The sequence below is a fragment of the Brucella daejeonensis genome, from assembly GCF_014199265.1.
Lineage (GTDB): Bacteria > Pseudomonadota > Alphaproteobacteria > Rhizobiales > Rhizobiaceae > Brucella > Brucella daejeonensis.
In genome coordinates this window covers 36,487-57,910 of sequence record NZ_JACIJG010000021.1, presented here as the reverse complement: position 1 = coordinate 57,910, position 21,424 = coordinate 36,487, and the positions used below count along the sequence as shown (strand labels likewise).

Sequence of the window (21,424 nt, the reverse complement as noted above, 5' to 3'; positions counted from 1 at the left end):
GTCACGCGGGTCAGCGCCATCATCTGCCCAGATGATGGCTCAGAAGCCGATCATGCATTAAGATTGAAACCGGACCACATCATAGGGGCAGGCCAACAGTTGATCTGCAATGACATCGTCGTCGATGACACATTTGCCGAAGCTTTTGGCATGCGCGCAACGGCCATCATTCTGACAGCGCCGACGCTTGCCTGGGCGCGGCAGGCGGCCACGACGATGACCGGCTTTGCGACCTCGGTGATCGGTTGCGGTTGCGAGGCGGCAATTGATATGGATATTCCCGCCGACCAGACGCCGGACGGGCGGCCGGGCTGCCGGGTCATGATTTTTGCGATGAGTACGGACGATCTGCAAAAGCAGCTGAAAAACCGGCTTGGGCAATGTATTCTGACTTCGCCGGGTAGTGCCTGTTATGCGGCGCTGGAAAGCGAGTTTTCGCTGCCGCTCGGATCATCGATCCGCTATTTCGGCGATGGCTGGCAGATATCGAAGAAATTCGGCGGCAAGCATTATTGGCGCGTTCCGGTGATGGACGGCGAATTTGTCTGTGAAGCCACCACGGGCATGACCAAGCAGGCGGTCGGCGGCGGCAACTTTCTACTCCTGGCGGCAGATCACGCGAAGGCGCTCGCTGCGGCGGAACGGGCGGTAAAGGCCATAGGCGAAGTGCCTGGGGCGATCATGCCCTTTCCGGGCGGGATCGTTCGCTCCGGCTCGAAAGTCGGCGGCAAATACAAGGGCATGATGGCTTCGACGAATGACGCTTTTGCGCCGACACTGCGCGGTGTCGTCAAATCCGCACTTGGTCCCGATATCAATGCGGTGCTCGAAATCGTCATCGACGGGGAAACGAATGAAGCGGTGACTGCCGCCATGCGCGCCGGGCTGAAGGCGGTCATTGAACTTGGTCCCGAACACGGGGCGAAGCGCATCAGTGCCGGAAATTATGGCGGCAAGCTCGGCAAGTATCATTATCATCTGAAGGAGCTGCTGCCATGAAGCCGCTGGTTTTCACATTGCGCTCGGCCCCGGAGGAGCGGCTGGACCTGTCCTGTCTGACGCCGGATCGTTTGAAGGATATGCAGGTAACGGACATGGCCCGGCTGGAGATTGGAACCCGCCGTGTTCCGGTACGGGTCGGCGATGTATTTGCAATTTCGGGGGAAGACAGCGCCAACATCGTCTTTTCCGGCGGCAGCAGCCGGTTCGATTGCATTGGCGCGGGTATGTCGACGGGTGCTATTCGTATTGAGGGCGATGTCGGGGCAAGGGTTGGACGAAAAATGTCCGGCGGTCATATCGTGGTTGCCGGGCAGGCGGGCATTGAGGCCGGTTCCGGCATGTCCGGCGGGCGGCTGGAAATCGAGGGTAGCGCCGGAGACAGCGCGGGCGGCCCCTTGGCGGGCGAAATGCAAGGCATGTCCGGCGGATTACTTATCATTCGCGGGAAAGCGGGTCATAAAACGGGCGAGCGGATGCGGCGCGGCGTGATCGCGGTCTTGGGCGGCTGCGGCGATTATGCCGGGCTGGAAATGGTGGCGGGGACAATCGTGGTGTCCGGGCCGGTTGGCCAGATGCCGGGGCATCTGATGAAGCGTGGGTCGCTGCTGTTTGATCGCCGCCCGGAGCATCTCTCGCCGACATTTGTGGATTGCGGTCCAGTCGATACACCATTTACGACCCTGTTCGATCGTTATCTGATCCGGGAGGGGATCTGTGCCGGGCCGCTTCTTGGCGCAAGACCGGCCAAATTCGGTGGCGATAATGGGGTGTCGGGCAAGGGCGAAATTCTATTCCGGCAGGGCAGATAGAAGCATTGTATAGTGTAGCATGATCGACAAGCTGGAATTTTTCATGGCTCTGGCCCGGGAGCGGCATTTCGGACGGGCGGCGGAAGAATGCGGCGTTACTCAGCCCACGCTTTCGGCCGGGATCAAGCAGCTTGAGGATATTCTCGGCGTCATGCTGGTGCAGCGCGGCACCCGGTTTCAGGGCCTGACGCCGGAGGGGTTGCGCGTTCTGGAATGGGCGCGCCGCATTGTCGGCGACGCGCGCGCCATGCGCGAGGAAATGCGCGCCGTCCGTTTCGGACTGAACGGCCATATCCGCCTCGCGGTCATTCCGACTGCTTTGGCCATGGTTTGCGAACTGACGACGCCCTTTCGGATGAAGCACCCGGAGGTGACCTTTTCCATCCTGTCGCGTACGTCAGTGGAAGTGCTGGCCCTGCTTGAAAATTTCGAGATCGATGCCGGTCTGACCTATCTCGACAATGAACCGCTGGGGCGGGTGACTTCCGTGCCGCTTTATAGCGAGCGCTATCACCTGATTACATCAGCCGACGGTCCTTTTGCGGAGCGCAGCACGGTCACATGGGCGGAGGCTGGCAGCCAGCCCCTCTGCTTGCTGACCGCCGATATGCAGAATCGCCGCATCATCAATGGTCATTTGCAGGATGCAGGCGTGGAAGCGCATCCGACGCTCGAGTCCAATTCGATGATCGTGCTGTTCTCACATATCAAGACCGGAAAATGGGCCAGTATCATACCGGTCAATCTCGCCGAAACCTTTGAATATTCCGGCGAGGTCAAGGCCATTCCGATTGTTGCGCCGGATGTGTCGCATTCGGTCGGGTTGATTGCGCCGGGCCGCGAACCGCATACGCCGCTCGTCTCGGCATTGCTTCAGGAGGCGCGTAACCTTGCCATAAACAGGCGCAGCAGCGGGCGGGATTGATAGAAGATTTCTATCGTCTGACGATTTGGTTCTATTGAACTTCCGTCTGCGATTTGGTCTTCTATTGAGAATGAATGGGAGCGAGTTCAGGGCGTGGTTCCAGAGGATGGGAACCGCTCTGACAATTGTATGAACTGCATTTGTGGTACTGGATGTTTCATCTGGCCGCGAGATGCCCGTGGGAGGGTTGTTGCACCGATGCGACAAGCGACGCTTAGCGTTAATACCGAACAGGTGATAGAGATTATCGATCATTTCAGGCAGTCCGAGGGACCGCTCCTGCCGATACTGCATGCCGTGCAGCATGCCTTCGGCTATGTGCCTGAAGAAGCCCTGACGGTGATTGCCGCGCGGCTCAATATTTCTCGCGCGGAAGTTCACGGCGTTGCGACATTCTATCCCGATTTTCGCGCAAAACCGGCAGGTCGGCATGTGCTGAGATTGTGCCGCGCCGAAGCCTGCCAGTCGATGGGCGGCGAGGGTCTGGCCGAAAAGGCAAGACAGGCTCTGGGCGTGGAATGGCACGGCACGACGGCGGATGGTGCTGTCACGCTGGAACCTGTTTACTGTCTGGGCTTTTGCGCCTGCGCACCGGCTGCTATGCTGGATGAAAAGCCTTTTGCGCGTCTCGACGAGGACGCGCTGAAGGAGATTGTTGCGGAGGCGCGGGCATGACGACCATCATCTATGTCCCCTGCGATGCGGCAGCGCTGGCCGTCGGAGCCAACGCGGTTGCCGCAGCCGTCGAGCAGGAAATCACCCGGCGCAAGCTCGATGCGCGGGTTGTGCGCAACGGATCGCGTGGCCTATTCTGGCTGGAGCCGCTCGTGGAAATTTCCACCGACAAGGGACGCGTCGCTTATGGCCCGGTGGTTGCTGCCGATGTCGCGTCTATTTTCGATGAGGGCGAGGCGCATTCGCTGTGTCTGGGGCCGACGGAAGAAATAGCGTTTCTGAAACGCCAGACGCGCCTGACCTTTGCCCGTTGCGGCATCACCGATCCGCTTTCGCTTGACGATTACGAGGCGCATGAGGGGCTTGCCGGCCTGCGGCGCGCGCTCGACATGCAACCCGATGCCCTTGTGCAGACGGTGATCGATTCCGGTCTGCGCGGGCGCGGCGGCGCAGGCTTTCCGACCGGCATCAAGTGGAAGACGGTTCTGGAAGCCGAGGGACCGCGCAAATATATCGTCTGCAATGCCGACGAGGGCGACAGCGGCACTTTTGCCGACCGCATGATCATGGAAGGCGACCCCTTCGTGCTGATTGAAGGCATGATCATTGCGGGTATCGCCACGGGCGCGACGCAGGGCTATGTCTATACGCGGTCGGAATATCCCCACGCCATCGCAACGATGAACAAGGCGATTGCGGCTGCCCGGCAGGCAGGGCTTCTGGGGCAAAATGTGCTCGGTTCGCAGCATAGTTTTGACATGGAAGTGCGCGTCGGCGCGGGCGCCTATGTCTGCGGCGAGGAAACGGCGCTGCTCGAAAGTCTCGAAGGAAAGCGCGGTGTGGTGCGGGCCAAGCCGCCGCTGCCAGCCCATAAGGGACTGTTCGGCAAACCGACCGTCATCAATAACGTTATTTCTTTGGCCTCGGTGCCAGTTATTCTGGCGCGCGGGTCTGCGTTCTACCGCGATTTCGGCATGGGTCGTTCGCGGGGCACAATCCCGATCCAGATCGCGGGTAATGTTCGCCATGCCGGGCTTTTCGAAGCGGCTTTCGGTCTGACGCTCGGGGAAATCGTGGAAGAAATCGGCGGCGGTGCGGCCTCGGGACGCCCGGTCAAGGCAGTGCAGGTCGGTGGCCCGCTTGGCGCTTATTTCCCGCCAGCGCTGTTCGATACGCCCTTCGACTACGAAGCCTTTGCGGCCCGTGACGGGCTGATCGGCCATGCGGGCATCGTGGTGTTCGACGATCGCGTGGACATGCTGCATCAGGCGCGCTTCGCGCTCGAATTCTGCGCGGTGGAATCTTGCGGCAAGTGCACGCCCTGCCGCATCGGTTCGACGCGTGGCGTCGAGGTGATTGACCGGATTGCGGCGGGTGTCGAGCCTGAGGCGCAGACGGCGCTGCTGCGCGACCTGTGCAATACGATGAAATATGGATCGTTGTGCGCTTTGGGCGGTTTCACGCCCTATCCGGTCGTGAGCGCGCTCGATCATTTTCCTGAAGATTTCCAGCCGACGCCAGTGCGTCAGGCCGCCGAATAGGAGTGTTTGCCATGTCGCTCATTCATGAAATCGACTACGGTACGCCCGCTTCCGGCGCACAAAAACAGGTGACGCTGACCATCGACGGCAACAGCGTGACGGTGCCGGAAGGCACCTCGATCATGCGCGCCGCCATGGAGGCGGGCATTACCGTTCCCAAATTATGCGCCACCGACATGGTGGACGCTTATGGTTCCTGCCGCCTTTGCCTCATCGAGATTGAAGGGCGCAACGGCACGCCTGCCTCCTGCACCACGCCGGTGGCGGACGGGCTTGTCGTGCATACCCAGACCACGCGTCTGAAAGACATCCGCCGTGGTGTGATGGAGCTTTATATTTCCGACCATCCGCTCGACTGCCTGACCTGCGCGGCCAATGGCGATTGCGAGTTGCAGGATATGGCGGGCGCGGTCGGATTGCGCGATGTGCGTTACGGCTATGACGGGCATAATCATGTCTTTCCGGCGGCGCGCCAAGGGGCGGGCCGAAGTGGCGGCGCGCCGAATGCGCTCTATATGCCGAAGGACGAATCCAACCCCTATTTCACCTATGATCCGTCCAAATGCATTGTTTGTTCGCGCTGCGTGCGCGCCTGCGAGGAAGTGCAGGGCACCTTTGCGCTGACCATTGAGGGGCGCGGCTTCGATTCACGCGTTTCGGCGGGCATGCATGAAAGCTTCCTCGGATCGGAATGCGTATCCTGCGGCGCCTGCGTACAGGCCTGCCCGACCGCGACACTGACCGAAAAAACGGTGATCGAGATCGGCCAGCCGGAACATTCCAAAGTCACGACATGCGCCTATTGCGGTGTCGGCTGTTCCTTCAAGGCGGAAATGCGTGGGCAGGAACTGGTGCGCATGGTGCCCTACAAGGATGGCAAGGCCAATCGGGGGCACTCCTGCGTCAAGGGCCGTTTTGCCTATGGCTATGCCAATCACCGCGACCGCATCCTCAACCCGATGGTGCGCGAAAAGATCACCGACCCATGGCGTGAAGTGACATGGGAAGAAGCTTTCGCCCATGTGGCGCGTGAATTTGGCCGCCTTCAGAGCCAATATGGCCGGGATTCGGTTGGCGGCATCACCTCGTCGCGCTGCACGAATGAGGAAACCTATCTCGTGCAAAAGCTGGTGCGCGCGGGCTTCGGCAATAATAATGTCGATACGTGCGCCCGCGTCTGCCATTCGCCGACCGGCTATGGGTTGAACCAGACTTTTGGCACATCCGCCGGTACGCAGGATTTCGACAGTGTCGAGCAAACCGATGTGATGATCGTCATCGGTGCCAATCCGACGGATGGACATCCGGTCTTTGGCTCAAGGATGAAGAAGCGTCTGCGGCAGGGCGCAAAGCTGATCGTCATTGATCCGCGACGCATCGATCTGGTGCGCTCGCCGCATGTGGAAGCTGCCTATCATCTGCCTTTGAAACCCGGCACCAATGTTGCGATGCTGACGGCGCTGGCCCATGTGATCGTGACGGAAAACCTGCTCGATGAAGCCTTCATCCGCGAGCGTTGCGAATGGGATGAGTTTCAGGATTGGGCCGAATTCGTCAGCGCGCCGGAAAACAGCCCCGAAGCTGTCGAAGCGGTCACCGGCGTTTCCGCTGCTGACGTGAGAGGCGCTGCTCGCCTCTATGCGACAGGCGGCAATGGCGCGATCTATTACGGGCTCGGCGTCACCGAACACAGTCAGGGTTCCACGGCGGTGATGGCCATTGCCAATCTGGCCATGGCGACCGGCAATATCGGGCGTCCCGGCGTCGGGGTTAATCCGCTGCGCGGCCAGAACAACGTGCAGGGATCCTGCGATATGGGATCGTTCCCGCATGAATTGCCGGGATATCGGCATATTGCGAACGATTCCGTGCGCGACATTTTCGAAAAACTATGGGGCGTTACACTTCAGAACGAGCCGGGTCTGCGCATCCCCAATATGCTGGATTCCGCTGTCGAAGGCAGCTTCAAGGGGATTTATATTCAGGGCGAGGACATCTTGCAGTCCGATCCCGATACGCAGCATGTGGCTGCGGGGCTGGCGGCGATGGAATGCGTCGTCGTGCATGATCTGTTTTTGAACGAAACCGCCAATTATGCGCATGTGTTTTTGCCCGGTTCTACCTTCCTTGAAAAAGACGGCACCTTCACCAATGCCGAGCGGCGCATCAATCGCGTGCGGCGAGTGATGGCTCCGAAAGCCCGCTATGCCGATTGGGAGGTGACGATCCTGCTGGGCAAGGCGCTCGGAATGGATTGGCATTACGACCATCCGTCGCAAATCATGGACGAGATTGCCGCGACGACGCCCAGTTTCGGCGGCGTTTCCTATGCACTTCTGGAGCGTGAAGGCTCGGTGCAATGGCCCTGCAACGAGGCGGCGCCGCTCGGTACGCCGATCATGCATGTGGATGGCTTCGTGCGCGGCAAGGGCAAGTTTATCCGCACGCAATATGTTGCCACGGACGAGAAAATCGGGCCGCGGTTCCCGTTGCTGCTCACGACCGGGCGCATCCTGTCGCAATATAATGTCGGGGCGCAGACGCGCCGCACCGCCAATGTGGCCTGGCATGAGGAGGACCGGCTGGAAATCCATCCCCATGATGCCGAACAGCGCGGCATTCGCGACGGCGACTGGGTTCGCGTTCGCAGCCGCTCTGGCGAAACGTCGCTGCGGGCGCTGATCACCGACCGGGTGGCGGTCGGGGTCGTCTATACGACCTTCCATCATCCGGCGACGCAGGCCAATGTGGTCACGACCGATTTCACCGACTGGGCAACGAACTGCCCGGAATACAAGGTCACGGCGGTTCAGATTTCGCCGTCCAACGGGCCGTCGGACTGGCAGGTTGAATATGGCGAACAGTCGGCCCAGAGCCGGCGTATCGCGGGACGGCTGGATGCGGCGGAATGACCGCATCCACGTATGTAGAGGCAGGGATTGAATGTATAAAAGTCGTATTCCGCAGATGGCCAACCAGATCGCGACATTCTTCACGTCGCAGCCGGAAGATAAACGGGTTGCGGGGGTATCCGGGCATATAAACGCCTTCTGGGAGCCGCGTATGCGCAGGCAGCTTCTCGATCTCGTTGCCGCTGGCGGGGAAGGATTGCATCCGCTGGTCCTGGCCGCTGCCGCTCATGTCCACGATCCAAAGGTGGCCACCCAGCATTAGCTGTACGATGCTCTAGATGGACGATTCCGGGTAGAGCCTGTCGAAGAATGGCAGGCAGCGGGCGCCATCCGTACGCAGGAAAGTCTGAAATGCCTGCATGGCGGGCGAAACGCTTTTATCCGTCCGCATGACGGAAAACCATTCCCGGCGGATGGGCATGCCCCTGACGTCGAGCACGACCAGCCTGCCGATTTCCAGTTCCATGGCAATCGTGTGGGCGGAAATAAACGCAATGCCAAGCCCGGCCATGACGGCCTGCTTGATTGTTTCGTTCGATGCCATTTCGGTGCCGAGATCATCCAGTTTGCCGGGTATCTCGCTCAGGAATATCTCAAGTGAAATACGCGTGCCGGAACCGGGCTCGCGAATGAGAAAATGCTCTTTGGCGATCTCTTTCTTCGTGATGTCCCGCTTGTGGGCAAGCGGATGGTCGGGAGCGGCGATCATGACCAGGGGATGATCGCCGAATATGGTCGCGGAGAGCGGCAGATCCCTTGGCGGCCTGCCCATCAGGACGATATCGAGTTCGTGATTGCGCAGCATCGTGATGATTTCCGCCCGGTTGCCGATTTCGAGCTGGATGGAAATATCGGGATGTTTCTTGCGGAAAGTCGCCATCAGGCGCGGCGCGAAATATTTGGCCGTCGAGACGACGCCCAGCTTGAGACTGCCGATTTTGAGGCCCTTGATCGCGTCGATCTCGTCGGCCAGCAGGGCCAGACGCTCCTCAATCATCTGCGCGGCGTCGATAAAGGCATGGCCTGCGGTCGTCGGGCGTAGCCCGTCGCTGGTGCGGTCGAAGAGCAGCAGCCCCGCTTCTTCTTCCATCTGTTTGAGCTGGATGGTGATGGCCGAAGGCGTCAGATGCAGGGCTTGCGCGGCTGCGGCAATCGTTCCGTATTTCAGGATCGCCTGTGTGGAACGCAATTGTTTGAGGGTCAGGTTTCTCATGGAGAGAGCTTAAAAAAATTTAGTATAAGTGTAAATATAATAAATTTTACTAAATATAGTCTGTCTGGTTTGATGCTCCCTGTCAGTCGCGAAAATGACGGATCAGGGAGGAACACAGATGACTTCGGCGACACTGGATGCATTCTTGAGATCCCACAGCGATAATGGTGCGCCGGAGCGTTTGGCGGTGGCTGCCACGATCCGGCAACTGGCGCTGGCTGCGATCCGCATGCGCAATGCTATCCATCTGGGGGTTGAGGGAAAGGGCGCTGCCAGCGGACGCGGCAACACCAATGCCAGCGGCGACATGCAGAAGGGGCTGGATATCCACGCCGATGCGCTGTTTCTCGATGCCATGCGGCAGGCGCCGGTCTGCCTCTACGGGACCGAAGAACGCGAACAGCCCGTGCTTCTTGACCGCACGGCGCCTCTCGCCATCGCCATCGATCCGCTGGACGGATCCTCCAACATTGAAACCAATATTTCGATTGGCACGATTTTCTCCCTGCTCCCCGTGGCGGGAGACCCCGACGGTGATGCACCCTGCGCTTCGTTCCTCCAGCGCGGTGCGGCCCAACTCGCCGCCGGGTTTTTTATCTATGGACCGCAGCTCGCACTGGTGCTGAGCGTGGGCAGCGGCACACATGCCTTTGTCTTTTCGCCGCGCCTCGGCACGTTCGTGCAGGCGCATGAAAGCCTCGTCATCGATCAGCGCACCCAGGAATTCGCGATCAATGTCTCCAACTACCGCCATTGGGACGAGGCCGTGCGTCTCTATATCGATGATTGTCTGGATGGGGAGGATGGTCCGCGCGAGAAGGAATTCAACATGCGCTGGGTCGCCTCGCTGGTCGCGGAAGCCTATCGCATCTTCATGCGCGGCGGCGTCTTTCTTTATCCGGGCGACCAGCGGAAGGGCTATGGCGAAGGCCGCCTGCGCCTTGTCTATGAGGCAAATCCCGTCGCCTTCCTTGTCGAACAGGCGGGCGGTGCGGCCACCGATACGGTCAACCGCATTCTCGACCTGACGCCAACCGGCCTGCACCAGCGGGTGCCGCTGGTATTCGGCGCGGCAAGGGAAGTTCACCGTATCGCGCGCTATCACACCAGCCCGAGCAATATCGGCGAGCGCGCACCCCTTTTCAACAATCGCGGCCTGTTCAGGGCCTGACCGGGAGGATTGCGATGTCAGCCAGACACCCCATTGTTTCGATCACCGGTTCGTCGGGAGCGGGCACCACATCGGTAAAGCGCATCTTCGAGCAGATATTTCGCCGCGAGGAAATTGAAGCCGCCTTCATCGAAGGCGATGCCTTCCACCGCTATGACCGGCAGGCCATGAAAGCCAGGATTGCCGAGGAGGAAAAGAACGGTAATCCGAATTTCACCCATTTCAACGCCGACGCGAATGAGCTGGAAACGCTCGAAAGCGTGTTCGAGGAATATGGAAGGCGCGGCACGGGACGCACGCGCACCTATATTCACGACGAGGAAGAGGCCGCGCGTTTCAACAGCGCACCCGGCACCTTCACCGACTGGCGCGAATTCGAGCCGAGCAATCTTCTGTTCTATGAAGGCCTGCATGGCTGCGCGGTGACGGATAATGTCGATCTGGCGCGCTATGGTGATCTGAAGATCGGCGTCGTTCCGGTTATCAATCTGGAATGGATTCAGAAGATCCATCGCGACCGCTCGACACGCGGCTATTCGACGGAAGCGGTGATGGACACCATCCTGCGCCGCATGCCGGATTATGTCCGCTATATCACGCCGCAATTCACGTTGACGGACATCAATTTCCAGCGCGTGCCGATTGTCGATACGTCCAATCCGTTCATTGCGCGATGGATACCGACGCCGGACGAATCGATGCTGGTCATCCGCTTTGCCAAGCCGCGCGGGATCGATTTTGCCTATCTCCTGTCGATGATCCACGACTCGTTCATGTCGCGGGCCAATTCCATCGTGGTTCCCGGCAACAAGCTCGATCTCGCTATGCAACTCATTCTGACGCCGCTCATCATGCAGTTGATGGAACGGCAGAAGCGCGCTTCGTGAGGAGAAGATCATGAACAATCTTGCCCCGGTTCAGAATACGGAAACAGGCCGACAGGCCGCGATGGAAACCGAAATGGCGAACGCTATCCGCATCCTCGCCATGGACGCGATCCAGAAGGCCGGTTCCGGCCATCCCGGAATGCCCATGGGCATGGCCGATGTGGCGACGGTCCTGTTCAGCCGCTTTCTCAAATTCGACCCGACCCATCCCGACTGGCCGGACCGCGACCGGTTCGTTCTATCGGCCGGTCACGGTTCGATGCTGCAATATGCGCTGCATTTCCTTGTCGGCTACCCGGACATGCCGATTGAGGAGTTGAAGCGCTTTCGCCAGCTTGGCGCGCGCACGGCGGGTCATCCGGAATATGGTCATGCGCTGGGCATCGAAACGACAACCGGGCCGCTGGGACAGGGCATCGCGACCGCTGTGGGCATGGCGCTTGCCGAGCGTCTCGCCAATGCGCGCTTCGGTTCGGATCTGGTCGATCACTATACTTACGTGATCGCCGGTGACGGCTGCCTGCAAGAAGGGATCAGCCATGAGGCCATCGATCTGGCCGGCCATCTGCGGCTCTCCCGCCTCATTGTCCTGTGGGACAATAACCGAATTTCCATCGACGGGCCGACAAGCCTGTCCACCTCGATGGATCAGCTCAAGCGGTTCAGAGCCGCCGGTTTTGACGTGCAGGAAATAGACGGCCATGATTTCGAGGCCATCGAGCGTGCGCTTCGGCAGGCGAAGCTGTCGGATCGGCCGTCGCTCATTTCCTGCCGGACGATCATCGGCAAGGGCGCGCCCAATCTGCAAGGCTCCGAAAAGACGCATGGCGCGCCGCTCGGCGATGCGGAAATCGCCGCAGCACGTAAGGCGCTGAACTGGGCGCATCCGCCATTCGAGATACCGGCCCCGGTTCTGGATCGGTGGCGTGCGGTGGGCGGGAATGGCGCGGGCGACTGGAAGCGATGGAATGCGCGTCTGGAAGCATCGCCGCAGGCCGGAGCGTTCACGCAGATGCTCGAAAAGCAACTGCCAAAATCCCTGTTCGAAAACCTTCGCAATTTCCGCAAGGATCATTTGCAGCAGGGCACGAAGGTTGCAACCCGCAAGGCATCGGAAATGGTTCTGGGCGTCATCAATGACGCGACGGGACTCACCATTGGCGGATCTGCTGACCTGACCCATTCCAATCTGACGCTGACGGCGGGCATGGACGATATCGCTCCCGACGCATTTTCCGGGCGCTATATTCACTACGGCATACGCGAACATGCCATGGCTGCGGCCATGAACGGACTGGCGCTGCATGGCGGGTTCATTCCCTATGGCGGTACGTTTCTGGCCTTTGCCGATTATGCGCGCGGCGCAATCCGCCTCTCGGCCCTGATGGGCCAGCAGGTGGTCTATGTGATGACACATGATTCGATCGGGCTTGGCGAAGACGGTCCGACGCACCAGCCGGTCGAACATCTGGCCATGTTGCGGGCAACCCCCGGTCTCGATGTGTATCGCCCCTGCGACATCATCGAAACCGCCGAATGCTGGGAACTTGCGCTGCGGCGCAACCGGCCGTCGGTGCTGGTTCTGTCACGCCAGAATCTGCCGGTGACCCGTTCGTCCTATAGCGACGAGAACCGCTCCGGCTGCGGTGCCTATGTCGTGCGCGAAGCGCAAGGCGCACGCGCCGTGACGTTGCTGGCCACGGGATCGGAGGTCGAAACCGCGCTTGCCGCAGCCGATCTCCTGCGCGAGCAGCACGAGCTGGAGGCAGCGGTCGTATCCATGCCCTGCTGGCAGCTTTTCGAGGAGCGGGACAACGCTTACCGGCAATCGGTGCTGGGCAGCGCGCCGCGCGTGGCGGTGGAGGCTGCGGCGCGGTTCGGATGGGATCGCTGGATCGGCGAAAACGGCGCCTTTGTCGGCATGCATGGTTTCGGCGCCAGCGCGCCAGCCGCCGATCTCTACAGCTATTTCGGCATCACGCCGGAAACCGTGGCCGAGAATGCGTTTCGGCTTGCAGGACAGAAAATCACGGAGGAAGTCTGACATGGCCCGTATCACGTTGCGTCAATTGCTCGATCATGCCGCCGAATACGGATATGGCGTGCCGGCGTTCAACATCAACAATATGGAACAGGGACTGGCGGTCATGGACGCGGCTGCAGCCTGCGATGCGCCGGTCATCCTCCAGGCATCGCGTGGTGCGCGCTCCTATGCGCAGGACATCATGCTCACGCGCATGATCGATGCGCTGGCCGAGCTTAATCCCGGCATTCCAGTCTGCGTTCATCAGGACCACGGCAATGACGAGGCAACCTGCATGACCGCCATCCGCCACGGGTTCACATCGGTGATGATGGACGGTTCGCTGGAGGCCGATGCGAAAACGCCCGCATCCTACGAATACAATGTCGCCATCACCGAGCGCGTGACCCGCATCGCCCATTGGAGCGGCGTTTCGGTGGAGGGCGAGCTTGGCGTGCTCGGTTCGCTGGAAAGCGGCGAGGCGGAAGCCGAGGACGGGCATGGCGCGGAAGGCGTCCTGAACCACGACCAGTTGCTGACCGACCCGGATCAGGCCGTCGATTTTGTGACGCGCTCCGGTGTCGATGCACTGGCAATCGCCTGCGGCACGTCGCACGGGGCCTATAAATTCACGCGTCGGCCCGACGGCGACATTCTGGCAATGAATGTCATCGAGGAAATCCATCGCAAGCTGCCGGACACGCATCTCGTCATGCATGGTTCGTCATCGGTGCCGCAGGCCTTGCAGGACGTCATCAACAAGTTTGGCGGCGAAATGCCCCAGACCTATGGCGTGCCGGTGGAGGAGATCGAACGCGGCATTCGCCACGGTGTGCGCAAGGTCAATATCGATACGGATTGCCGGATGGCGATGACGGGACAGTTTCGCAGGATCGCAACGGAGCATCCCGACGAGTTCGATCCGCGCAAATTCCTCAAGCCGGCCATGGATGCCATGCGCGATCTGTGCCGTGACCGTTTCGAGCGTTTCGGGGCGGCGGGGCAGGCATCGAAGATCAGGGCGATCAGTCTCGACGATATGGCCCGGCGCTATGCCTCCGGCCAACTTGCGCCACGAACGACGGCAGCCAAAGCATTTCCAGCAAAAGTGCGCAGCGGTTTTGCGTTCGGAAATGCGTAAGAAAATCGCTGCCTGACAGAAGTTCAGAACGGCTGCACAAATCTGAAAGGAACATCTCATGACGAACACATCAGAAACTGTCACAGGCAAGGAACGCTACAGATCTGGCGTCATGGAATATCGGAAAATGGGCTATTGGGAGCCCGATTACGAGCCGAAGGAAACAGACCTCATCGCGCTTTTCCGCATCACGCCGCAGGATGGCGTCGATCCGATCGAGGCGGCTGCGGCGGTCGCAGGCGAATCCTCGACCGCGACATGGACTGTCGTGTGGACGGACCGGCTCACGGCCTGTGAAAAATACCGCGCGAAAGCCTATCGCGTTGATCCGGTTCCCAATGCCGAAGGGCAGTATTTCGCCTATATCGCCTATGACCTGGACCTGTTCGAGCCGGGCTCCATCGCCAATCTCACCGCGTCCATCATCGGCAATGTGTTCGGTTTCAAGCCGTTGAAGGCACTGCGTCTGGAAGACATGCGCTTTCCTGTCGCCTATGTGAAGACGTTCCAGGGCCCGGCCACCGGCATCGTCGTCGAGCGCGAGCGGCTGGACAAGTTCGGCAGGCCGCTGCTCGGTGCCACTATCAAGCCGAAACTGGGCCTTTCGGGCCGCAATTATGGCCGCGTGGTCTATGAGGCGCTGAAAGGTGGGCTCGATTTCACCAAGGACGACGAAAACATCAACTCGCAGCCCTTCATGCACTGGAGGGAACGTTTCCTCTATTGCATGGAGGCCGTGAACAAGGCGCAGGCTGAATCCGGCGAGGTCAAGGGAACCTATCTCAACATCACCGCGGCGACCATGGAGGATATGTACGAGCGCGCGGAACTGGCGAAGGAACTGGGCTCGGTCGTGGTGATGATCGATCTGGTCATCGGCTATACGGCGATCCAGTCCATGGCGAAATGGGCGCGGCGCAATGACATGATCCTGCATCTGCATCGCGCCGGTCACTCGACCTATACGCGGCAGAAGAGCCACGGCGTTTCGTTCCGCGTGATCGCCAAATGGATGCGCCTTGCGGGTGTGGATCATATCCATGCCGGAACGGTCGTCGGCAAGCTCGAAGGCGATCCGGCCACGACGCGCGGCTATTACGATATCTGCCGCGAGGATTTTAATCCGATGCGGCTGGAAAACGGCATCTTCTTCGATCAGCACTGGGCTTCGCTCAACAAGATGATGCCGGTGGCTTCCGGCGGCATTCACGCGGGCCAGATGCACCAGTTGCTCGATCTTCTGGGCGAGGATGTCGTGCTTCAGTTCGGCGGCGGCACCATCGGTCACCCGATGGGTATCGCGGCAGGCGCAACCGCCAATCGCGTGGCGCTGGAATGCATGGTGCTGGCCCGCAACGAAGGGCGTGACATCCTGCACGAAGGCCCGGATATCCTGCGCGCCGCCGCCCGTCATTGCCAGCCGCTGCAACAGGCGCTGGATACATGGAAGGACGTGACTTTCAACTATACCTCGACGGATGCGCCGGATTTCGTGCCGACCGCGACCGCAGCAGAATAGGAGACGCGACATGCATATCACACAAGGAGCTTTTTCGTTTCTGCCGCCCCTGACTGACGAGCAGATTAGCAATCAGGTTCAGTATTGCATCGACAATGGCTGGGCCGTGAGCCTCGAATTCACCGACGATCCGCATCCGCGCAACGTCTATTGGGATATGTGGGGTCACCCCATGTTCGACAATCCGGATGCGGCAGCACTCCTCATGGAGCTTCGCGAATGTCGCAAGGTCTATGGCGACCGCTATATCCGCGTGGTGGCTTTCGACAGCAGCCATGGCTGGGAGTCGGTCAAACTGTCCTTCATCGTCAACCGGCCAAAGGACGAGCCGGGCTTCCATCTCGAGCGCCAGGAAGGGGCAGGCAGGCAGGTTCGCTATACGACCCATGCCTATGCGACGCAAAAGCCCGGAGGGCAGCGTTATGGCTGAAGCAGCCCTTGCCGAACGCCCGGAGGAGATTGCCAGTCCGCAATCGGCAATCGACCTGCGACGGGATTATATCGAGTCCGGTGTCGGGGAAATACTGGATGAACTCGACCGCGAACTGACCGGCCTTTGGCCGGTCAAGCAGAGAATCCGGGAGATGGCGATCCTTCTCCTTGTGGAGCGCGCCCGCAAAAATCTCGGACTCGTCCATGAGACGCCGACGCTGCACATGAGTTTCAGCGGCAATCCGGGCACGGGCAAAACCACGGTTGCCTTGCGCATGGCCAACCTTTTGCACCGGCTGGGCTATATCCGCAAAGGCCATCTCGTCTCGGTGACGCGCGACGATCTCGTCGGGCAATATATCGGGCATACCGCGCCCAAGACCAAGGAAATCCTCAAGAAGGCCATGGGCGGCGTTCTGTTCATCGACGAGGCCTATTACCTCTACAGGCAGGAAAACGAACGCGATTATGGGCAGGAGGCCATCGAAATCCTGTTGCAGGTGATGGAAAACCAGCGCGACGATCTGGTGGTTATTCTCGCCGGCTATGCCGACAAGATGGAGAAGTTCTTTGCCAGCAATTCGGGTTTTCGCTCCCGTATCGCGCATCATATCGACTTTCCCGATTATTCCGACGATGAGTTGCTCGAAATCGCCGGAACGATGCTGGAAAAGCAGAACTATCGTTTCGATGCGGAAGGCAGCGCCCTGATGGGGCAATATATCGGCCTGCGGCGTCAACAGCCGCATTTTGCCAATGCGCGCTCGATTCGCAACGCGCTGGACCGGGCGCGTCTGCGACAGGCCAACCGGCTGTTTGAAACATCCGGCGGCGTGGTCGATGCCGAGGCACTATCCACGATCACCGCCGAGGATATCCGGCCAAGCCGTATTTTCACGAAAGTCCCGCCAGATGGAGGTGCCACATGAGAGGAAAGACCATCATTGCCCCATCGGTGCTATCCGCTGATTTTTCCCGTCTGGGCGAGGAGGTGGAGGATGTCATCGCGGCTGGTGCCGACTGGGTGCATCTCGACGTGATGGACGGGCATTTCGTGCCCAATATCACCTTCGGGCCGCAGGTGATCAAATCGATCCGCAATCGCACATCCGCGGTTTTTGACTGCCATCTGATGATCGCGCCAACCGACGCTTATCTTGCCGCTTTTGCCGATGCGGGTTGCGACATTATTACCGTGCATGCCGAAGCCGGGCCGCATCTCGACCGCTCGCTACAGACGATCCGCAATCTGGGCAAGAAAGCCGGTGTGTCACTCAATCCCGCAACCCCGGAAAGCGTGCTCGAATATGTGCTTGACCGGGTCGATCTCGTCCTGCTCATGACCGTCAATCCGGGTTTCGGCGGTCAGGCTTTCATTCCGGCCATGGTCGAAAAGGCGCGCCGCGTCGCCGCCATGATAGGCGACCGTCCCATTCATCTGGAGGTGGATGGTGGTATTAGTCCGCAGACTGCGCCGCTGGTCGCAGCCGCTGGCGTCGATGTGCTGGTGGCTGGATCCGCTATTTTCGGGAACAACGACAAGACAGCCTATGCCCGAAATATTGCCAATATCCGTATGGCCGCTGACGGGCGGAAAGCCGCGTGATCGATTGGCCGTATCGTGGAAATACGCGTCATAAAATCGGGGCGGTTCCGGCGTAAGCCAGAACCGCCCCGATCATTTATTGATGCCTGGGGGATTATTTGAACTGTTCCAGATAGGCGAGCAGGTTTGCGATATCGCCGTCGTCCTTCAATCCGGCAAAGGCCATTTTCGTGCCTTTTACCTTCTTTTTCGGGTTATGCAGATAATCGCGCAGACTGGCTTCGTCCCAGACGAGCCCGGCCTTGCCTGCCTCTTCCATGGCCTTTGAATATTTGAATCCCTCATGCGTACCCGCGGTGCGTCCGATAAGCTTGAAAAGCGATGGACCGACTTTGTTCTTATCGGAGTCGGCCACATGGCAGACTTTGCATTTTGCAAAAACCTTTTCACCTGCGGCGGCGTCGCCGCCTTCTGCGCGTACTCCGAAAGATGATATTATCGCAATCGACATGCCTATCAAAAGGACACGATACTGCATGGCTTCTCCTCATTTCGCCAAGGGTGCCCTTTGACGAAGGCTGGCATCATGCTCCTCCATGACGTGGACAGCCCTGAATGCTTCGATCAGAAATTCCTTCTGCCGTGTTTCGGAAATTAGCTGGTATAGGGGGGATGTCAACCGCCAAGAACGGTTTTCGGAATCACCGATGTGTCAATTGACGCAGGCGCATTCCATGCCTAAACTTTTAATTCGGGCACCTTTGAAAATTCGAGCGGCAGACTGCTGCGGACGATTGTCTTCGTCTGTGTAGCGGTGTGCGGGATCGCAGGTGCATATGGATATCATAAACCTCGTTCTGACCGTTTGCCTGCTGGACTCCCCCGCCAGTTGCAGGGAGGAGACGCTGCATTTCGAGAACACGGGCGGGGCTCTCAACTGCATGTTTCTGGCGCCGTCCCAGATCGCGAAATGGTCCGACGAACATCCGGCCTATCGGGTCATTAAATGGCGATGTGTCTACCCGGATAAGGGGTTGAGTATCTGAACGGATGAACGGGGCGGCTCCGCAGCCGCCCATGATGAAATATATGGGAGGCATTACAGCGTTCATGGGATGGATAAAGAACGGATCGGCCCGCATGGTGGGGCTGGTTGTGCTGCTTTTGGTGTGGGTGAGTGGTTTTCAGGCTGTGGCAGCCGAAACGGTTCGCGTCGGAATTCTGAAATTCGGGACGGTCAACTGGGAGCTTGATGTGATGAAGCATCACAAGCTCGACGAAAAAAATGGCATCGTGGTCGATCCGGTTTTTTTCGCGGGCGAAGATGCCGCAGGCGTCGCCCTGATGGCCGGTTCGGTGGACATGATCGTTTCCGATTGGCTTTGGGTTTCGCGCGAGCGCGCCATGGGGGGCGATCTGACCATGACGCCCTATTCGACGGCGACCGGGGCACTGATGGTGCCGAAGGATTCTCCGATAAAGTCGTTGGCCGATCTTCGTGGGCGCAAGATTGGTGTGGCCGGTGGTCCGCTGGACAAAAGCTGGCTGTTCCTTCAGGGAATGGCCCGTCAGGGTTCGTCCAGGGATCTGGCGACCGATAATGAAATCGCCTATGGGGCAGCGCCGCTTCTGGCAGAAAAGGCCCGGCAGGGCGAACTCGATGCCGTACTGAACTTCTGGCAATATTGCGCGCGGCTTGAAGCTGCTGGTTTTCGCCGGCTCGTCAGTTCCGGCGAGGCGATAGAAGCCCTCGGCGCTTCCGGCCCGGTTTCCTCGCTTGGTTACATCTTCCATGATGCCTGGGCGAAGGCCCATCCCGATGCGGTGACAGGCTTTATTCAGGCGAGTGCCGACGCAAAGGCAATCATGGCCTCTTCGGACGTGGAATGGGACAGGCTTGCGCCGGTCGTCAAGGCGGACGGTGGGGATCTGACCGTGCTGCGCGACCGCTACCGGGAGGGTATTCCAAGCCGGACTGTCGCACAGGAAGAGCAGGATGCGGAAAAGCTATATGCGGTTCTCATGAAACTGGGCGGCGAAAAGCTGGTCGGGCCTTCGCCAAAACTGATGCCCGGCACGTTCTGGGGAACAGGCGGATGAGTTCCCTGTCCGCACCCTCCGGCCCGCCGTTGCGTGGCAAACGGTCTTTAACGGCTGGCCGGGGGCTTGCCGCCCTGTCCATGGCGTCGGTCTGTCTGATCGTCGTCATCTGGCAGGTGGCGACAACCCTGTGGCCAAGCCGCTCCCTGCCCGCACCATGGAGCGTGTTTCAGGCACTGTCGGAAGGGGTGGCAAGCGGCGAATTGCCCTATCATCTGGGCGTTACATTGGCGCGTGTCGCGGTATCTTTCATTCTCGCAATGGTGGCCGGATCGGTCATTGGCGTTTATATCGGCAGCCATCGCCGGGCGGATACGCTGGCCCGCCCATGGCTGGTCCTGTTCCTCAACGTTCCCGCTCTGGTGATCATCGTACTGGCCTATATCTGGTTCGGGCTGACGGAAGCAGCCGCAATCGGAGCGGTGGCGATCAACAAGATTCCCAATGTCGTTGTGACCATGCGGGAGGGCACGCTGGCGCTGGACCGGCGCTATTCCGACATGGCGCAGGTCTATAAATTCACCCCATGGGAGCGTCTGCGTCATGTGCTCCTGCCGCAGCTTTATCCCTATCTGGCGGCGGCGTCCCGTTCCGGTGTTTCACTCATCTGGAAGATCGTTCTCGTGGTCGAGCTTCTCGGCCGTTCGAACGGCGTCGGTTTCCAGATCAACCTTTATTTTCAACTGTTCGACGTGGCATCCATCCTGGCCTATACGCTGGCTTTTGTCGGTGTGATGCTGCTGGTCGAACTTGTTCTGGTGCAGCCTCTTGAACACGCATCCACGCGCTGGCGGCAACGCCCGGCTTGAACTCGATATTCGGAGCAAGACCTTTGAGGCTTCCAGAGGCGGCAGCATCGAGGTCGCGCGCGACCTGCGTTTCACCGTGGGCGAGAACGAATTTGTTTGCCTGACGGGTCCTTCCGGCTGCGGCAAGACAACGGCCTTGCGCATTCTCCTCGGGCTTGATCGCGCCTTCGAGGGCACGGTGAAAATATCCGGGGCCGGAGATCCGCGCATCGGGGTGGTGTTTCAGGAACCACTGCTGCTGCCTTGGCGGACGGTGGAGGAAAATGTCCGCCTTGCCCTGCCGAAACCGATGCGTGACCGCAATCTGGACACGCTGTTCGACCGGCTGGGCCTATTGCATCTGCGTGCCTTCTATCCTTCGGAACTGTCGCTCGGCCTTGCGCGACGGGCAGCTCTGGCGCGGGCGCTGGTCATCGAACCGGATATATTGGTACTCGACGAGCCGTTCGTTTCGCTTGACGAGGCCGTCGCCCAGCAATTGCGCCATCTGCTGTCGTCAATCTGGTCGCTGAAGCCGATGAGCGTGCTGATGGTGACGCATAATCTGCGCGAGGCAATGCTGCTTGCCGACCGGGTTGTGGTTCTGTCGGGGCGTCCGGCGCATGTCGCGGGATCGTTCCGGGTTGCTCCGCTGAGACAGGATCGCTCCGAGGAGACAATCGACGCTCTGCTGCGCGCTTTCCGGCAGATGTTTCCAGAGGGGAGGTGACGGATGGTGC

At 59.7% G+C, this 21,424-nt stretch carries 21 protein-coding genes; 19 read left to right on the top strand and 2 right to left on the bottom strand.

The genetic code is table 11. The annotated features are described in order from the left end of the window. Window positions 1-99: 99 nt before the first annotated feature. The 7 genes from fhcD to FHS76_RS19130 all read left to right on the top strand — a co-directional run bounded on the left by fhcD (window position 100) and on the right by FHS76_RS19130 (window position 8,126). Entirely contained in the window at window positions 100-999 is a 900-nt protein-coding gene (gene fhcD, locus FHS76_RS19160) for a formylmethanofuran--tetrahydromethanopterin N-formyltransferase (RefSeq protein ID WP_183656731.1), read from the top strand. Beyond that, window positions 996-1,811, top strand: a complete 816-nt coding sequence (locus tag FHS76_RS19155) for a formylmethanofuran dehydrogenase subunit C (protein ID WP_183656728.1) — start codon at window positions 996-998, stop codon at window positions 1,809-1,811. The genes fhcD and FHS76_RS19155 overlap by 4 nt, the downstream gene beginning before the upstream one ends. A 19-nt stretch (window positions 1,812-1,830) precedes the next feature. Continuing rightward, window positions 1,831-2,736 carry a LysR family transcriptional regulator gene (locus FHS76_RS19150; RefSeq protein WP_183656725.1) on the top strand — a complete coding sequence of 302 codons (906 nt, stop codon included), beginning with the start codon at window positions 1,831-1,833 and terminating at the stop codon, window positions 2,734-2,736. 198 nt (window positions 2,737-2,934) lie between these two features. Further along, window positions 2,935-3,411 carry a formate dehydrogenase subunit gamma gene (locus FHS76_RS19145; protein ID WP_183656722.1) on the top strand — a complete coding sequence of 159 codons (477 nt, stop codon included), beginning with the start codon at window positions 2,935-2,937 and terminating at the stop codon, window positions 3,409-3,411. After that, on the top strand, window positions 3,408-4,952 hold the full coding sequence (locus FHS76_RS19140) for a formate dehydrogenase beta subunit (RefSeq protein WP_183656719.1): 1,545 nt from the start codon (window positions 3,408-3,410) through the stop codon (window positions 4,950-4,952). Before FHS76_RS19145 ends, FHS76_RS19140 begins: the two co-directional genes overlap by 4 nt. Window positions 4,953-4,963: 11 nt before the next feature. Continuing rightward, window positions 4,964-7,864 carry a formate dehydrogenase subunit alpha gene (fdhF, locus tag FHS76_RS19135; protein ID WP_183656716.1) on the top strand — a complete coding sequence of 967 codons (2,901 nt, stop codon included), beginning with the start codon at window positions 4,964-4,966 and terminating at the stop codon, window positions 7,862-7,864. A 31-nt stretch (window positions 7,865-7,895) separates the two neighbouring features. Further along, complete coding sequence (locus tag FHS76_RS19130; RefSeq protein WP_183656713.1) at window positions 7,896-8,126, top strand: formate dehydrogenase subunit delta; 231 nt, start codon at window positions 7,896-7,898, stop codon at window positions 8,124-8,126. 12 nt (window positions 8,127-8,138) lie between these two features. Here FHS76_RS19130 and FHS76_RS19125 read toward each other — a convergent pair whose 3' ends face one another. Continuing rightward, window positions 8,139-9,077 carry a LysR family transcriptional regulator gene (locus FHS76_RS19125; protein WP_183656710.1) on the bottom strand — a complete coding sequence of 313 codons (939 nt, stop codon included), beginning with the start codon at window positions 9,075-9,077 and terminating at the stop codon, window positions 8,139-8,141. A gap of 118 nt (window positions 9,078-9,195) precedes the next feature. On the opposite strand from FHS76_RS19125, the gene FHS76_RS19120 reads away from it, so the two are divergent. Genes FHS76_RS19120 through rpe form a run of 8 tightly spaced genes read left to right on the top strand, consistent with a single transcriptional unit; the run spans window position 9,196 to window position 17,856 of the window. Beyond that, window positions 9,196-10,248, top strand: a complete 1,053-nt coding sequence (locus FHS76_RS19120) for a class 1 fructose-bisphosphatase (RefSeq protein ID WP_183656705.1) — start codon at window positions 9,196-9,198, stop codon at window positions 10,246-10,248. 14 nt (window positions 10,249-10,262) lie between these two features. Continuing rightward, a complete protein-coding gene (locus FHS76_RS19115) occupies window positions 10,263-11,135 on the top strand; it encodes a phosphoribulokinase (RefSeq protein ID WP_183656702.1) in 873 nt (290 codons plus the stop codon). 10 nt (window positions 11,136-11,145) lie between these two features. Then, window positions 11,146-13,179: a transketolase gene (gene tkt, locus FHS76_RS19110; RefSeq protein ID WP_183656699.1), complete on the top strand. Its 2,034-nt coding sequence runs from the start codon at window positions 11,146-11,148 to the stop codon at window positions 13,177-13,179. 1 nt (window position 13,180) lies between these two features. Next, window positions 13,181-14,299: a class II fructose-bisphosphate aldolase gene (gene fba, locus FHS76_RS19105; protein ID WP_183656696.1), complete on the top strand. Its 1,119-nt coding sequence runs from the start codon at window positions 13,181-13,183 to the stop codon at window positions 14,297-14,299. 58 nt (window positions 14,300-14,357) lie between these two features. Beyond that, the gene (locus FHS76_RS19100) at window positions 14,358-15,818 is read left to right on the top strand and encodes a form I ribulose bisphosphate carboxylase large subunit (protein ID WP_183656693.1); all 1,461 of its coding nucleotides are present in this window, start codon (window positions 14,358-14,360) and stop codon (window positions 15,816-15,818) included. A gap of 10 nt (window positions 15,819-15,828) precedes the next feature. After that, window positions 15,829-16,248 (top strand): ribulose bisphosphate carboxylase small subunit, encoded by a 420-nt coding sequence (locus tag FHS76_RS19095; protein ID WP_183656690.1) that lies wholly within the window; start codon window positions 15,829-15,831, stop codon window positions 16,246-16,248. After that, window positions 16,241-17,179 carry a CbbX protein gene (gene cbbX, locus FHS76_RS19090; RefSeq protein ID WP_183656687.1) on the top strand — a complete coding sequence of 313 codons (939 nt, stop codon included), beginning with the start codon at window positions 16,241-16,243 and terminating at the stop codon, window positions 17,177-17,179. Before FHS76_RS19095 ends, cbbX begins: the two co-directional genes overlap by 8 nt. After that, on the top strand, window positions 17,176-17,856 hold the full coding sequence (rpe, locus tag FHS76_RS19085) for a ribulose-phosphate 3-epimerase (RefSeq protein WP_183656684.1): 681 nt from the start codon (window positions 17,176-17,178) through the stop codon (window positions 17,854-17,856). The genes cbbX and rpe overlap by 4 nt, the downstream gene beginning before the upstream one ends. Window positions 17,857-17,950: 94 nt before the next feature. On the opposite strand, the gene FHS76_RS19080 is transcribed toward rpe, so the two are convergent. Further along, a complete protein-coding gene (locus tag FHS76_RS19080; RefSeq protein WP_183656682.1) occupies window positions 17,951-18,334 on the bottom strand; it encodes a c-type cytochrome in 384 nt (127 codons plus the stop codon). Window positions 18,335-18,632: 298 nt separating this feature from the next. Here FHS76_RS19080 and FHS76_RS19075 point away from each other — a divergent pair, with 298 nt between their 5' ends. From FHS76_RS19075 to FHS76_RS19060, 4 genes are all read left to right on the top strand, one after another. Continuing rightward, window positions 18,633-18,842, top strand: coding sequence for a hypothetical protein (locus FHS76_RS19075; protein WP_183656678.1), 210 nt, complete (start codon window positions 18,633-18,635; stop codon window positions 18,840-18,842). 64 nt (window positions 18,843-18,906) lie between these two features. Then, window positions 18,907-19,896, top strand: a complete 990-nt coding sequence (locus tag FHS76_RS19070) for an ABC transporter substrate-binding protein (RefSeq protein WP_183656675.1) — start codon at window positions 18,907-18,909, stop codon at window positions 19,894-19,896. After that, entirely contained in the window at window positions 19,893-20,705 is an 813-nt protein-coding gene (locus FHS76_RS19065; RefSeq protein WP_183656672.1) for an ABC transporter permease, read from the top strand. The genes FHS76_RS19070 and FHS76_RS19065 overlap by 4 nt, the downstream gene beginning before the upstream one ends. Continuing rightward, window positions 20,665-21,414: an ABC transporter ATP-binding protein gene (locus tag FHS76_RS19060; protein ID WP_183656669.1), complete on the top strand. Its 750-nt coding sequence runs from the start codon at window positions 20,665-20,667 to the stop codon at window positions 21,412-21,414. The genes FHS76_RS19065 and FHS76_RS19060 overlap by 41 nt, the downstream gene beginning before the upstream one ends. Window positions 21,415-21,424 lie beyond the last annotated feature (10 nt).

Coding starts and splice junctions, on each gene's coding strand:
- rpe (WP_183656684.1), top strand. CDS start 17,176: ATGAGAGGAAAGACCATCATTGCCCCATCGGTGCTATCCGCTGATTTT.
- tkt (WP_183656699.1), top strand. CDS start 11,146: ATGAACAATCTTGCCCCGGTTCAGAATACGGAAACAGGCCGACAGGCC.
- fba (WP_183656696.1), top strand. CDS start 13,181: ATGGCCCGTATCACGTTGCGTCAATTGCTCGATCATGCCGCCGAATAC.
- FHS76_RS19155 (WP_183656728.1), top strand. CDS start 996: ATGAAGCCGCTGGTTTTCACATTGCGCTCGGCCCCGGAGGAGCGGCTG.
- FHS76_RS19095 (WP_183656690.1), top strand. CDS start 15,829: ATGCATATCACACAAGGAGCTTTTTCGTTTCTGCCGCCCCTGACTGAC.
- FHS76_RS19080 (WP_183656682.1), bottom strand. CDS start 18,334: ATGCAGTATCGTGTCCTTTTGATAGGCATGTCGATTGCGATAATATCA.
- FHS76_RS19130 (WP_183656713.1), top strand. CDS start 7,896: ATGTATAAAAGTCGTATTCCGCAGATGGCCAACCAGATCGCGACATTC.
- fdhF (WP_183656716.1), top strand. CDS start 4,964: ATGTCGCTCATTCATGAAATCGACTACGGTACGCCCGCTTCCGGCGCA.
- FHS76_RS19075 (WP_183656678.1), top strand. CDS start 18,633: ATGGATATCATAAACCTCGTTCTGACCGTTTGCCTGCTGGACTCCCCC.
- FHS76_RS19150 (WP_183656725.1), top strand. CDS start 1,831: ATGATCGACAAGCTGGAATTTTTCATGGCTCTGGCCCGGGAGCGGCAT.
- FHS76_RS19120 (WP_183656705.1), top strand. CDS start 9,196: ATGACTTCGGCGACACTGGATGCATTCTTGAGATCCCACAGCGATAAT.
- FHS76_RS19140 (WP_183656719.1), top strand. CDS start 3,408: ATGACGACCATCATCTATGTCCCCTGCGATGCGGCAGCGCTGGCCGTC.
- FHS76_RS19115 (WP_183656702.1), top strand. CDS start 10,263: ATGTCAGCCAGACACCCCATTGTTTCGATCACCGGTTCGTCGGGAGCG.
- FHS76_RS19065 (WP_183656672.1), top strand. CDS start 19,893: ATGAGTTCCCTGTCCGCACCCTCCGGCCCGCCGTTGCGTGGCAAACGG.
- FHS76_RS19145 (WP_183656722.1), top strand. CDS start 2,935: ATGCGACAAGCGACGCTTAGCGTTAATACCGAACAGGTGATAGAGATT.
- FHS76_RS19100 (WP_183656693.1), top strand. CDS start 14,358: ATGACGAACACATCAGAAACTGTCACAGGCAAGGAACGCTACAGATCT.
- cbbX (WP_183656687.1), top strand. CDS start 16,241: ATGGCTGAAGCAGCCCTTGCCGAACGCCCGGAGGAGATTGCCAGTCCG.
- FHS76_RS19125 (WP_183656710.1), bottom strand. CDS start 9,077: ATGAGAAACCTGACCCTCAAACAATTGCGTTCCACACAGGCGATCCTG.
- FHS76_RS19070 (WP_183656675.1), top strand. CDS start 18,907: ATGGGATGGATAAAGAACGGATCGGCCCGCATGGTGGGGCTGGTTGTG.